The 12,515-nt window shown below is 68.1% G+C and carries 12 protein-coding genes; 4 read left to right on the forward strand and 8 right to left on the reverse strand.

Going from position 1 to position 12,515, the window contains the following annotated elements; genetic code table 11:
- Positions 1-2 precede the first annotated feature (2 nt).
- The 3 genes from JQS43_RS19115 to JQS43_RS19125 all read right to left on the reverse strand — a co-directional run bounded on the left by JQS43_RS19115 (position 3) and on the right by JQS43_RS19125 (position 3,794).
- Complete coding sequence (locus JQS43_RS19115) at positions 3-1,391, reverse strand: ATP-binding protein (RefSeq protein ID WP_239675752.1); 1,389 nt, start codon at positions 1,389-1,391, stop codon at positions 3-5.
- Positions 1,392-1,525: 134 nt separating this feature from the next.
- The gene (gene mnmA, locus JQS43_RS19120; RefSeq protein ID WP_239675753.1) at positions 1,526-2,605 is read right to left on the reverse strand and encodes a tRNA 2-thiouridine(34) synthase MnmA; all 1,080 of its coding nucleotides are present in this window, start codon (positions 2,603-2,605) and stop codon (positions 1,526-1,528) included.
- Positions 2,606-2,633: 28 nt separating this feature from the next.
- Positions 2,634-3,794 carry a cysteine desulfurase family protein gene (locus tag JQS43_RS19125; RefSeq protein WP_239675754.1) on the reverse strand — a complete coding sequence of 387 codons (1,161 nt, stop codon included), beginning with the start codon at positions 3,792-3,794 and terminating at the stop codon, positions 2,634-2,636.
- Between the two features lie 790 nt (positions 3,795-4,584).
- Here JQS43_RS19125 and JQS43_RS19130 point away from each other — a divergent pair.
- The 4 genes from JQS43_RS19130 to JQS43_RS19145 all read left to right on the forward strand — a co-directional run bounded on the left by JQS43_RS19130 (position 4,585) and on the right by JQS43_RS19145 (position 8,049).
- Complete coding sequence (locus tag JQS43_RS19130; RefSeq protein ID WP_239675755.1) at positions 4,585-5,208, forward strand: hypothetical protein; 624 nt, start codon at positions 4,585-4,587, stop codon at positions 5,206-5,208.
- Positions 5,209-5,405: 197 nt separating this feature from the next.
- Positions 5,406-6,254 carry a hypothetical protein gene (locus JQS43_RS19135; RefSeq protein ID WP_239675756.1) on the forward strand — a complete coding sequence of 283 codons (849 nt, stop codon included), beginning with the start codon at positions 5,406-5,408 and terminating at the stop codon, positions 6,252-6,254.
- 44 nt (positions 6,255-6,298) lie between these two features.
- The gene (locus tag JQS43_RS19140) at positions 6,299-6,904 is read left to right on the forward strand and encodes an ABC transporter ATP-binding protein (protein WP_275581096.1); all 606 of its coding nucleotides are present in this window, start codon (positions 6,299-6,301) and stop codon (positions 6,902-6,904) included.
- Positions 6,901-8,049, forward strand: a complete 1,149-nt coding sequence (locus JQS43_RS19145) for a hypothetical protein (RefSeq protein ID WP_239675757.1) — start codon at positions 6,901-6,903, stop codon at positions 8,047-8,049. The genes JQS43_RS19140 and JQS43_RS19145 overlap by 4 nt, the downstream gene beginning before the upstream one ends.
- A gap of 10 nt (positions 8,050-8,059) precedes the next feature.
- Here the strand turns inward: JQS43_RS19145 and JQS43_RS19150 are convergent, their stop codons facing one another.
- From JQS43_RS19150 to JQS43_RS19170, 5 genes are all read right to left on the reverse strand, one after another.
- The gene (locus JQS43_RS19150; protein WP_239675758.1) at positions 8,060-8,788 is read right to left on the reverse strand and encodes a class F sortase; all 729 of its coding nucleotides are present in this window, start codon (positions 8,786-8,788) and stop codon (positions 8,060-8,062) included.
- Positions 8,785-9,621 carry a DUF4397 domain-containing protein gene (locus tag JQS43_RS19155; RefSeq protein WP_239675759.1) on the reverse strand — a complete coding sequence of 279 codons (837 nt, stop codon included), beginning with the start codon at positions 9,619-9,621 and terminating at the stop codon, positions 8,785-8,787. The genes JQS43_RS19150 and JQS43_RS19155 overlap by 4 nt, the downstream gene beginning before the upstream one ends.
- Positions 9,622-9,758: 137 nt before the next feature.
- Positions 9,759-10,526 carry a DUF4397 domain-containing protein gene (locus JQS43_RS19160; protein WP_239675760.1) on the reverse strand — a complete coding sequence of 256 codons (768 nt, stop codon included), beginning with the start codon at positions 10,524-10,526 and terminating at the stop codon, positions 9,759-9,761.
- Between the two features lie 110 nt (positions 10,527-10,636).
- The gene (locus JQS43_RS19165) at positions 10,637-11,599 is read right to left on the reverse strand and encodes an electron transfer flavoprotein subunit alpha/FixB family protein (RefSeq protein WP_239675761.1); all 963 of its coding nucleotides are present in this window, start codon (positions 11,597-11,599) and stop codon (positions 10,637-10,639) included.
- A 13-nt stretch (positions 11,600-11,612) separates the two neighbouring features.
- Complete coding sequence (locus JQS43_RS19170; protein ID WP_239675762.1) at positions 11,613-12,392, reverse strand: electron transfer flavoprotein subunit beta/FixA family protein; 780 nt, start codon at positions 12,390-12,392, stop codon at positions 11,613-11,615.
- Positions 12,393-12,515: the final 123 nt, after the last annotated feature.

Genomic DNA, 12,515 nt, shown 5'->3' on the forward strand with positions numbered 1-12,515 from the left:
CCTCAGCCCGCCACCGGTGGGAAGATCTCGGCCGCGGTCACGGCCAGAACCTCCGGGTCGGCATGGGTGACCTCATGCCGGGCGGCCACCGCATAACGGAGTTCCGCGCCGGCCGGAACCAGCCGGGCCGCCTTCCTTGCCAGCCTCGCCTGGATCCGGGCTGCGTTGCCGCTCTTCGCCCACTTCGCTTCACCGACCAGGAACGGCTCGCGACTCCGGCCCCGCAGCACCACCGCGTCGATCTCGTCCTGCCCGTCGGCGGTCCACCAGGGTCCCACCGCCACCACCTGCGGATCGAGTTCACCGGCACGGTGGCGAAGGTGATCCCGGAACGCCTCCTCCCACGGCAGCCCCAGGTGGTCGTCGAGGCTAGCCGTGATCGCTCGCAAGATAGTGTCGCCGAGCCCGCGCTCGATCTCGGTCCGGTATCGGCTGAGCACCCGCAGATGGAACGAGAGGAAGTTGTCAGCGATCCGGTAGAGCTTGCGGCGAGTGTTTCTGCCAGCCTCGGTGACTGGCTCAACCCGCTCAACCAGTCGCAGGGTAATCAAATCGCGGAGGGTACGGGTCGGGTCGACGCCCACCGCATCCGCGATCTCGTGATGTCGGGTGCGCCCGGCGGCGATCGCGTGCAGCACCGGGTGCGGATGGGCACCGCCAGCCTCGGCAGCAAGGACAAAGTCGCCCTCGACGAGCATCCTGGCATCGGGGCGGACCGCCAACCGGCGCAGATTTTCCGGCACGGAACGCTGCTGGTCCCACCACGAGAGGTAGAGCGGCATGCCCCCGACGATGCCGTAGACCACCGCGAGGTCGGCGGGGGTCAGTTCGGGCAGCAGCTGGCTCACCTCGAACGGCCGGAATGGGTGTAGGTGGAGGGAGAGATCGAAGCGCCCATAGAGCGGAGCACGATACTCCTGAATCGCCTGCATCGTCCGCACCGCTGAACCGCAGAGCAGCAGACGGAGCCGAGTCCACTCACCGGAACGATCAAGGAAGGCACGTAGCACCCCGGGCAGCTCCGGTGATGTCGTGACCAACTCGGGAAACTCATCCAACACCAGCATCACGGGCTCATCACGGGCCAACTCCCCAAGGTGGTAGAGCGCCTCGTCCCAGGTCCGCAGCGGATTGCCAGAAAGATCCCGTACCCCGGCCGGCAGCGAGGCCGTAAGGTGCCGAGACAATTCCGCGAGTTCGCCGTCGCGCGGCCGACCTGCTCCGGTGTGAAACACCACACGGCCGGCGCTGGCACGCTCCGCGAAGTGGCGCAACAGGGATGTTTTGCCCACCCGGCGCCGACCCCACACCAGGGCGGCGCGAGGGGAAGGACCCTCCCACCACTGCGTCAACTCAGCTAACTCGGATTCTCTCCCGACGAACCCTTCCACTCCTTCAGTATTGTCCTCTCAAATGTCGCCGACAAGGATGTCGGCGACATCCTTGTCGGCGACAGATCCGTCGACGACGTCCTCGTATGGCGGGACACCGACCGGATGGTGGCGCCGGGGGCGGGGCCGGAAGGTCAGCGGGCCTCGGTGATGGTGGCGGATCCGAGCACAATGTCACCGTCCGAATCCTGCCGGTAAGCCACCACGGCTTGGCCCGGGGCGATGCCCTGGGCGGGGCTCCGCAGCTGCGCGGTGAACTGATCACCGGCCAGCGTGACCACCGCCGGCACCGGGCTGCCGTGGGCGCGGAGCTGCACTTCACACTCGACCGGCCCAGCGGGCGGCGGCGAGCCGGTCCAGACCGGGCGTTCGGCGTGCACCGTCCGGACCGCCAGCGCCTCGGCCGGGCCAACGGTCACGGTGTTACTTACCGGCGTGATCGACAGCACGTAACGCGGTCGACCATCCGGGGCGGGCCGCTCCAGCCCGAGCCCGCGTCGCTGACCCACCGTGTACGCGTAGGCCCCGCTGTGCTCGCCCAGCACCTCGCCGGTCTCCGCATCGACGATCTCGCCCGGTTCGTCACCCAGCCGCTGCGCCAGGAAACCACGGGTGTCGCCGTCGGCGATGAAGCAGATGTCATGCGAGTCAGGCTTCTCCGCCACCGCCAGGCCACGCTGAGCCGCCTCCGCCCGCACCTGCGCCTTGGTCAGCTCACCCAACGGGAAGATCGACCGGTCGAGCTGCGCCCGGGTCAACACCGCCAGCACGTACGACTGGTCCTTCGCCGCATCGACACTACGGCGCAGTAGCCCGTCGGCGCCTAGTCGGGCATGGTGGCCGGTGACCACCGCGTCGAACCCGAGCGCGACCGCGCGGTCCAGCACCGCCTCAAACTTGATCTTCTCGTTGCAGCGCAGGCACGGGTTCGGGGTCCGGCCGGCGGCGTACTCAGCGACGAAATCCTCGATCACGTCGGTGTGGAAACGCTCGGCCATATCCCAGACGTAGAACGGGATACCGATGACATCGGCGGCCCGGCGGGCGTCACGGGAATCCTCGATCGTGCAGCAGCCGCGGGCGCCGCTGCGATAGGTCTGCGGGTTGCGGGACAGCGCCAGGTGCACGCCGGTCACGTCATACCCGGCCGCCACGGCTCGGGCCGCCGCCACCGCCGAGTCGACTCCCCCGGACATCGCCGCCAGCACTCGCACGGGCCCTACCCTACCGCGCCGGCGTAGCTCAGCCAGCGGCCCGCCGCGCCCGCTCCACCGCCGCCGGCAGCGCCGCCACCAGCGCGTCAACCTCTTCGGTTACGGAAGTGTGCCCGAGCGTAAACCGCAGTGACGAGCGCGCCACCGGCTCGTCGGCGCCCATCGCCAGCAGCACGTGGGACGGCTGGGCCACCCCGGCCGAACAGGCCGACCCGGTGGAACACGCAACCCCCTGCGCGTCCAGCAGCAACAACAGCGCGTCGCCCTCGCACCCAGGGAAAGAGAAATGGGCGTTACCGGGCAGCCGATGCACCGGGTCACCGTTATAGACCGCCTCCGGCACCGCCGCCCGTACCTTGCTGACCAACTCGTCCCGCAACGTGGCCAACCGCGCGGCGTGCTCCTGCTGGCCCTTCACCACCATCTCCACGGCCACCGCGAACGCCGCCACACCGGCGACGTCGAGGGTGCCGGAGCGGACATCGCGCTCCTGCCCGCCCCCGTGCAGCAGCGGCGTGCAAGGCACGTCCCGCGCCAGCAACAGCGCACCCACACCGACCGGCCCGCCCAGCTTGTGGCCGGTGACGGTCAGCGCGGCGACACCGGCGGCCGCGAAGTCGACCGGCACCTGCCCGACGGCCTGAATGGCATCAGTGTGCAGCGGAATCCCGTGCTCGGTGGCGACCTGCGCCAACTCCGCCACCGGTTGCACCGTGCCCACTTCGTTGTTGGCCCACATGGTGCTGATCAGCGCCACCTCACCCTGGTGATCGGCGCAGAACTCCGCCAGCAGGTCCGGATCCACCCGGCCACGGGAGTCCACCGGCAGCCAGTGCACCGCTGCCGCCTCGTGCTCGGCCAGCCAGGCGACCGCGTCGTGCACCGCGTGGTGCTCGATCTGGCTCGCGACCACCAGCGAACGGTCCGAGGAAGCCGCCCGGCGCGCCCAGAAAATACCCTTCACCGCGAGGTTGTCGCTCTCGGTACCCCCACCGGTGAAGATCACCTCCGAGGGTCGAGCCCCCAACGCGGCGGCGATCCGCTCCCGCGACTCCTCCACCCGGCGCCGGGCACCCCGACCGGCGGCGTGCAGCGACGACGGGTTACCCAGCTCACGGGCGGTGGCCACGTACGTCTCCAGCGCCTCGGGCAGCATCGGCGTCGTGGCGGCGTGGTCAAGGTAGGCCATTCTGCCTAGCGTAGTCCGGGGTAACGGCCGAGTCAGTTACGCGCTGCCGCAGAGCCGACAGAGCGGACAAGAAGTGAAAACCCACCAGACCGCCATTAGTGATCATAGAGCTTGAGTCGCCACAACCCGAGCCGAACTCGGAACCTGCACCGGGCCGAGTGCCACGACCCATCCTCCGGACCGGCGCTGACCGGATCCGGGCAGCGGAGCGCCGCACCCGAGGCGGTCTATCAAGCGGCGTCGGGCTATAGTGTACGAACTTTAGGCCAAGATGGAGTGACGACTCGAAGTATCGAACCTCGATCGAAACATCTAAAGTTTGCTTAGCTGGCAGCTATCCGTTACCTTCAGTGAGTCCCCCAACCCCATCAATGGAGGCACTCGTGACTAACCCGCCAGAAGCCCCCCCGGTCGCAAGCTGAGTAACGCGCGTAGAGCAGGTGTAGTCGCGCTGATGTCAGCCGTCCTGGCAGCCTCGAGTCTGGCAGTGATCACTCCAGCGTCCGCAGCCAGCAGCGAGCCCGAGGATCAGTCGATCTTCTCGTGCACCTGGGTCACCGGCCGAGACGGTAGCAACCATCGGCAGTACACCACAAACAACGTTCCGAGCGCATGGCCGTGCAGCGAGATCGGCGCCCGGCATTTCTACTACACCGACAGCGGATACTCCGCGTGGACACCATGGGTGGTCGCCAGCGGGATCAGCCCGACCACCCCGACCACGGTGTATTCCCCAACCGTCGCCTACTACTCAAGAGGTTCCGGTTATGGAAACTGAGAGCAGGATCCAGTGAGGATCCGTACATCCTTGGTAGCCGTCGCAGTCGCGGCGGCTACCGCCGCATGCTCCGGTGATGACGCTGGAACCGGCGAAGACGACAGTCGCTTCGCGACCACCATCGAAAACGCGCTCGAACGCGCGCGTGAGCTGGGCGCCTCGGACGTACAGATCGAGCTCCTGGAAGAAGCACAGCGCGCCGGCGAGGTCTCATTCGAGGTCTACAACGAAGCCATTGAACGTTCCCTCCGCTGTCTCCGGGAACAGGGGTTCGAACCGGATGAAGGCTACGTCACCCACAATCAGGGATACCCATTTCGGCTCTATGGTGTACCCACCGAGGCGGAGGACGCAGACGCTGTGGAGTTCGCGCCAGGCGCCACTGTGCACCGCTGTGTCGCCGACCACAGTCACTGGATCGAGGTCGCATACCAGAACCAGCCGTCTTCGGTCGAGGCTGCTGAGTCCCATCAGCGGGCAGTCTACGAGCCCCACCGGGACGCAATAGTCGCTTGTGCACTGGAGGAGGGTATCGACATCGATCCAGACGGCGACATCCTCGAGATAGTCGGCCGCAGCATAGCCGCTTACAACGAGGGTGAGACCGAGGTCTACTGTACCGACGGGATTAGCTAGTGAGCGGGTTTCTGCGGACTTCTCAACGCGTTCCTCACGGCCTCGGATCGGTATTGGCAGTTGCCGTCCTTGCGCCGATCGCTCTGGGGCTGGCTTGGTTGGTGGCGCAGTCGGTTGAGAGTCCCCTGCGGGCAGACGCCCCGGCCGAGCCGATACTGTTAGCTGTAGGCGAGAGTAGCCATGATGCCCCGTTTCGGGTGAGTCTGGTGATAGAGAATTCCGCACCCTTTCCCGTCATAGCAGGCGGCTCCGGTGTGGTCACCGCCGTTCATCTAGCCCCGGGGGAAGAAATCACCGCTGGTGACCCGGTTGTCAGCGTGGACGATCGGGATTGGCTGGCCTTCACCGCCGAAGCACCGCCGTGGCGTGACATTACGGCTGGCATGGCCGGTGACGATGTGGCCAGAGTCCAGGAGTTCCTCGATGCCCTCGGTTTTCCCGCTGGCGCGGATGCCGGCCGAGCTACGGACGCGACAGCCGAGGGGTTTCGGCAGCTCAATCAGTCTTTAGGGCGCGGCAGCGAGGATCGCGTGTTCCATCGGGACACGGTGCTCTGGATCGGCCCCGAGCCCTTGGCTGTCAGTGAGGTATCGGTCCAGGTAGGTGAAGCCGTTTCAGACGGGGTCACGGTGCTGCTGGGCCCCGATCGGCCGGGCACCGTGCTGGTTGAGGAGCCCGAGTCAGCGATGGACTCTGGCTCCGAGTACGTCCTCGCGGTCGGCGACGTCGCCGTACCTTACACGGTGGAAAGCGGATTGATCGACGACCCGGAAGCGGCGGCCACGATCGCCGACGCCCTGCCTGGCGGCGAGGGGGGAGGAATCGTTCGCTTGGCGGAGCCGGTTGAAGTGGCGACAATGCCTGTGTCAGCTATTGTGACCGACCCGGACGGTCGTACCTGTGTATTCGAGGACGTCACCGGCGACCCGACACCGGTAGAGACCATCGGCGGATCTCTATCGACCGCGCAGGTGTCGGAGGAGTGGATCGGCAGGCTCGTGTTGGTCAACCCGCACGAGGTGCGCGAGGACGTATCGTGCGACTGAGCGTTGAAGAGCTCCGACATCGGTACCGGCCGCAGTCGCCACCAGTGCTCGACGGAGTCTCACTTGAGGTCACGACCGGTGAGACGGTCGCGATCATGGGCCCCTCCGGGTCCGGAAAAACCACCCTGTTAGCCCTCCTCGGCGGACTGCTCCCAGTTCAGGAGGGGCTGGTAGCAGTGGTGACAAACGATCAAGCTACCCGGCCGACTGACTACGTCGCCTGGGTACTCCAGACCGTCAACGTGCTAGCCGACCGCACCGTCGCCGACAACGTAGCGCTCGGTGGCCTCTCCGCTGGGCAGCGATACGCCGACGCGGTGGAGACAGCCCGGTGGTGGCTGGCGGAGGTCGGGCTGCTGGAGCGGGGTGACGATCCGGTGGGGGTACTCTCCGGCGGTGAGATCCAGCGAGTGGTCATCGCACGGGCACTGGCTTCTGCTCGGCCACTGGTGCTGGCAGATGAGCCGACCGGCCAACTGGATGCTGCCACCACCGCCACGGTGCTCTCGGTGTTGCTCGACGGCTCGCACGGACGCAGCGTGGTAGTCGTCACTCACGACCCAGAGGTGGCCCGGCGATGCGACCGCGCATTACGCCTACGCGACGGGGTGCTCCATCCCGAATCCCCGGCGCCGCCGGCAGTCGCGTGAAGGCCAACAGCGAAGAAACGGTGTGGGCACCGGGTCGACCGTGGCGGATCGGGGTCGCGGCCGGGGAAGGGCTACGGGCCGCGCTCGCTGGCCGCTGGCCAGCCGCGATGATGGTCTTGCTGCTCGTCTGGGGTGGCATCCTGCCGGGCGCGGCGGACGCGGCCATGGTGGCCGGGCTCGTCGCTGACGAGCAGCGCTTCCTTGATGCGGGTGGTGACGTGCTAATCGTGGAGAATGACCGCCGCGACGGGTCGGGGCCGTCGGGCGTACCCGCCGCGGCTTGCACCGCCCTCAACGAGTCCGCAACCGTCTCCGCTGTGGCGCTCACCAGACTGCCACAGCCGGCGGCCCCCCGCCATGCCCGCGGCGGGGATGTGCCTGTCTTCGCAGCCAGCGGTGACTTATGGGGCCTATTAGGAGCAACTGCCAGCCCAGAGCGGCACGGCATCCTTCCGACAACGCTAGCTGACCAGCTCGGGGTGGCCGATGGAGGTTGGCTGGCGCTCGAGCCGAGCCCGGGGACCCTCGGGGAAAGGCTGCCGCTAGCGCCGATCCGCGTGACCGTAGCCGACATGTCGCCGTTGGGCGACGCCCTAACGGGGGTGCTCTTACCCACCACACCGGTCGCCGATCCGATCGCGGACGCCTGCGTGGTGCGCACCGACCTAGCCACGCTCGACACGCTCCGTGCGACGGTACCGGCCCATCTCCAGTTGGGGGCGGACCCGCCCACTGTGCGCGACCGGTTGTGGACCGGCGAGTTCACTGCCGACCCGGCTGCGGATCTCGCACAGCGGCCGCTCCAGTGGGCATGGGCAGCCACCGGTCCACTCCTGGGCCTAGTGTGGCTACTGTTGCGATGGATGCGGCGCTCCGAGGATGCCCTGTACGCCACAATGGGTGCGGACGCGACGAGCAGACTGGTAATCAGGGGCACCGAGTGGGGGGTAATAGCCTGCCTCGGTGGCCTCTGGGCGGTCACCGGCGGGGTCATTGGCGCGCTGCTACTCAGCTCGGCGTTCCCGATCGCCCTGGCCTACGTGGCCCGCCACACCGTCGCCGCACTGCTCGTAGCCACGGCAGTAGTGCTGGTCGGCCAGGTCCGCCGGCCCCGCTCGTTGCTGGCCGATCTCAAGGACCGATGACCCCGCGACGTCACGCCGGCACGGCAGTGACCACCACGTTGTCGTGATATTCACGCGACTCCCGGTCAAATCGGCCACCACAGGTGATCAGCGTCAGCCGGGGCGGGCCGTCGCGGGCGAAGGAGTGCGCCGGCAGTTCGTGCTTGGCGTGCACCTCCCGGCCGATCACCGTGAAGGCGTGCTCGCTCCCAGCCTCGTCCACCACGACGACCCGGTCACCGGGCAGCAACTCGGCGAGTCGGAAGAACACGGCGGGGCCGGCGGCACTGTCCACATGAGCGGCGATTACGACCGAACCAGCGGCGGCGTCCAGACCGGGGCCGTACCGGTACCAACCAACGCGCTCCGGCGGCGGGACGGCAACCTGCCCACTGCCCGGCTCGACGCCGACCGGGTCTACCGGTGCCCGCACGCCGATCGACTCGATGACCACGGTGGTCGGCACCGACTGCGAGGGCGCTGCGGGCGGGGTGCCCGGCACCACCGGCACCCGGGTGGGATCAGCCGCCCCGCCGCCCTGCTCGTCGGCTAGCTGCTCGTCGGCGAGCAGCTGCTCCACCTCCGCCACCCCGACCTCGGCGACGGGTTGGCTCCGCCCGGTGGCGACCACCACCGCGGTCGCCACCACAATCAGACCACACAGGATGCTGAGCACCGCCCACACCCGGCCGCCCGCGTACCGAGCGCCGGCAACACCGGCGTCGGTACGCGGGCGGGGCAGGTCCTGCGCCGGCCTCACTGCGAGGCGGTCACTCCGGCGCTCCGGCGGTACCAGAGCGCACCTCCCGCGACCATCAGCGCACCGGCGGCCAGCAGACCGAACCACCACATCGGTAGGCCCGTAGCGGCGAGGCCAGCGCTGCCACCCGGAACCCCCGAGGGCGTGCCGGGCATGCCGTCGTGCTCAATCACCTGGACGACCAGACTGAGCGTCCCGGCATCGGCCGACCCGATCGCGTAGACCACGGTCAACGCACCCTCGGTCAGCTCCAGATCGGCTGGACCGATCACCACCTCGTCGGTGCCGGCCAGCAGCACCTCGGCGCTGACGGTACCGGCCGGCACCTGGGCAGTCGCCTCGTTCGGGTTGGTCAGGTCGGTGACGAGGGCTTCCCCGTCCGCCCGGACATCGACCGCTGGGGCGGCGGCGGTGTGTCGGACAGTAAGCCGCGCCTCCCCTGCCGGAACCTCGCTGACATCGTTGACAAATGCGGTAAGCGTAGGATCGCCGCCCTCGGTCAAATGGGCGACCAGGCTGACATTCTCGCCTCCGGGCACGTCCACGTCTGCAGCGACGATCGCGTTCTCCGGCCCGTCCCCAGGTGCGGTCAGCGCGATCGAGTAGGTGCCGGCCGGCAGTGCCAGCGGGCCCGCCACTTCGCCTGGCTGGAACCCTTCCAGCGTTAGTTCACTGTCGACGTAGACATCCACCGGCTGGTCCGGAATGCCATGGACCACATACACCTGTGCGTCATCCTCGGCTTGTGCCGGCGCGCCGAGCGCCAGTAGGCCGACGCTGATCGCGGCGGCCGCGGTCAGGCCGCGCCGCCACCACCGTTGAGCAGTTCCCATGCTACCTCCCCATTGAGAACCCAACCGATATCGATGCTAGTCCCGAATCGCAGCCGACGGAGGGGATTCGGAACTTTGCCCGAGCCTGGCCGCACCACGATGGATGATCCTCGTGGTGCGGCCACGCTCTGGACCGTTCACTCCCCGGAATCGTTCGGGGTCGGTGTCGGCGAAGGCGACGGCATCCCACCCTCCGGATCCTCGATCACCTGCACCACGAGCTCCAGCGTGTCGTCGTCCGCCGAGCCGATGGCGTACGCGACGTTCAAGGTGCCCTCGGTGAGGGTGAGGTCGGTGGGGCCGAGCACCGGATCCTGGGTGTCCTCCGGATCGCTACCGTTGGCGAGCACCACCTCGACGCTGGCCGTCTCGGCCGGAACGTCCTGGGTGTCCTCATTGGGATTCGTGAGGTCGGTGAAGGCTTCCTCACCGTTGAGCAGCACATTGACCGCGGGAGCCGCCGCCACGTGGCGAACGGTCAGCCGCGCCTGATCTGACGGCAACTCGTCGAGATCGTTGACGAACGCGGTGAGCGTCGGCTCGCCGTCTTCGCTCAGGTGGGCAGCGAGGCTCACATTCTCCCCACTGGGCACATCCACATCAGAGCTGATGAGCGGATCGTCGACGGAGCCGCCTGGTTCGGTGAGCGCGATGGTGTATGTGCCACCAGCCAGCTCCAATGGGCCGGTGATGTCACCGGGCGCGAAGCTCTCTACGGTAAGCTCCTGGTCCACGTAGACATCCACGTCCTGCTCTGGGATGCCGTGCACCACGTACACCTGGGACTCGTCGTTCTGTTGGTCTTCCTGTGCCGAAACGGATCCGGCCGCGCCCGTCACTGCGAGCGCGGCCGCCGCGGCGACAACCGCACCGTTTCGCCACCATTGGTGGGCATTAAACCTCATTGTTCTCCTCCCCAATCCGGCTGTCTGGCGGTCAGCCATCGGGCCGAGATTAGGGAAGAAAACTCACGGCCAGGCGGGTTCGCGAAAACTGCTCCGCCCGGCCGGCGAGGTCACGTACGCTTCTGCAGCTCCGTCACCGCTTGGGGGACGACCGCGAACAGGTCGCCGACGATCCCGAGATCCGCAAGCTCGAAGATCGGCGCCTCCGGGTCCTTGTTGACCGCGATGATCGTCTTCGAGGTCTGCATCCCCGCCCGGTGCTGGATCGCCCCGGAGATGCCCAGCGCCACATAGAGCTGCGGCGAAACCGTCTTGCCGGTCTGTCCGACTTGGTACTGGTGCGGGTAGAAGCCGGAGTCGGTGGCCGCCCGGGACGCACCGACGGCCCCGCCCAACCGGTCGGCGAGCTCCTCCACCAACGAGAAGTTCTCCGCACTGCCGACACCCCGGCCGCCGGAGACCACCACCGAGGCCTCGCTGAGCTCCGGCCGGCCACCCTTGGCCTCGGCGACCCGCTCGACCACCTTCACCAGGGTCGCCGAGTCCGCCAGCGTCACCGGCAGCTCGGTGACCGGAGGGCTCGCTGCCGCGTCGGCCGGCGCTGGGGTCACCGAGTTCGGCCGTACGGTGGCCAGCGGAATGCCCCGGGTGACCTTCGAGGTAACAATGGTCGCCCCGGCGAACACCACCTGGGTGGCGGTCCCGTCGGCGGCGATCGCGCTGACGTCGGTGAGCACACCGTTGTCGAGCTTGACCGCTACCCGGCCGGCGATCTCCTTGCCTTCCTGACCGGCGCCGAGCAGCACCGCCGCCGGTTGGACCTCGCCGATCAGCGACGCCAACACCGTCGCCTTCGGCGCCACCAGGTACCCGTCGATCTCCGCATGCTCGGCCGCGTACACCTTGGCGGCGCCATACTCGCCCAGCTTCTCGGCGAGCGGAGCCGCTGTCCCCGGGGCGCCGAAGACCACCGCGGACGGCTCGCCGACCTCCCGGGCGAGCGTCAGCATCTCCAAGGTGACCTTCTTGACCTGCCCGTCGCCGTGTTCGACGACTACTAGCACCTCAGCCATCTTCCCGCCCCCTCTAGACGAACTTCTCAGCCGCGAGGAACTCGACCAGCTTCGTACCGCCGTCGCCCTCGTCCACGACCTGCTGGCCCGCCGATCGCGCCGGGCGGGGCTGGTGCTCGACGACCGCGCTGCTGGCGCCGGCGGCGCCCACCTCGGCCGGGTCGATCTCCAACTCCGCCAGGGTCATGACGGTGACCGGCTTCTTCTTGGCCGCCATGATCCCCTTGAAGGACGGGTAGCGCGGCTCGTTGATGGTGTCCCACACGCTGACCACCGCGGGCGTCGCCGCGGTCAGCACCTCGTACCCGTCGTCGGTCTGCCGCTCAACCGTCAGCGTCGACCCGTCGACCGTCAGTTTGCGGGCACCAGTCAGGGCCGCGATCCCCAGCCGCTCGGCGAGCATGTGCGGCATCGCCTGCACCCGCCCGTCGGTGGACTCCGCGCCGCTGAGCACCAGATCCGGCGCCAGGGTGCCAAGTGCGGCCGCCAGGATCTTCGACGTGGCGAGCGCGCATGATCCGGCGATCGCGTCGTCGCAGACGTGGACCGCCTTGTCCGGCCCCATCGAGAGCGCCTTGCGGATCGACTCACCGGCCCGCTCCGGCCCCATGGTGAGGACGGTCACCTCGCCGCCGTGTGATTCTCGGAGCCGCAGCGCCTCCTCGATGGCGTAGTCGTCCATTTCGTTGATCAGATTGTCTGCGGACTCACGGTCGACCGTGTGATCGGCGTCCCGCAGCCGTCGTTCGGCGCCGGAGTCCGGCACCTGTTTCACCAGCACCACGATGTTCATCGCGTCCGACGACCCCTCCTGTGTGAAGCTGCCTGGGTGACCAGCCTATGTTACCCGCCAGTAGCGAAGTCGCCCGCCGCCCGCACTGGCCAGGACCTGCCCGCACGCTACCCGGCCGGCGAG

Origin of the sequence: Natronosporangium hydrolyticum, assembly GCF_016925615.1 — a bacterium.
GTDB classification, from domain to species: domain Bacteria; phylum Actinomycetota; class Actinomycetes; order Mycobacteriales; family Micromonosporaceae; genus Natronosporangium; species Natronosporangium hydrolyticum.

Excerpts from the sequence above, each read along its gene's own strand:
- JQS43_RS19155 (WP_239675759.1), bottom strand. The coding sequence starts at position 9,621 with ATGGGAACTGCTCAACGGTGGTGGCGGCGCGGCCTGACCGCGGCCGCC.
- JQS43_RS19160 (WP_239675760.1), bottom strand. The coding sequence starts at position 10,526 with ATGAGGTTTAATGCCCACCAATGGTGGCGAAACGGTGCGGTTGTCGCC.
- JQS43_RS19170 (WP_239675762.1), bottom strand. The coding sequence starts at position 12,392 with ATGAACATCGTGGTGCTGGTGAAACAGGTGCCGGACTCCGGCGCCGAA.
- JQS43_RS19165 (WP_239675761.1), bottom strand. The coding sequence starts at position 11,599 with ATGGCTGAGGTGCTAGTAGTCGTCGAACACGGCGACGGGCAGGTCAAG.
- JQS43_RS19125 (WP_239675754.1), bottom strand. The coding sequence starts at position 3,794 with ATGGCCTACCTTGACCACGCCGCCACGACGCCGATGCTGCCCGAGGCG.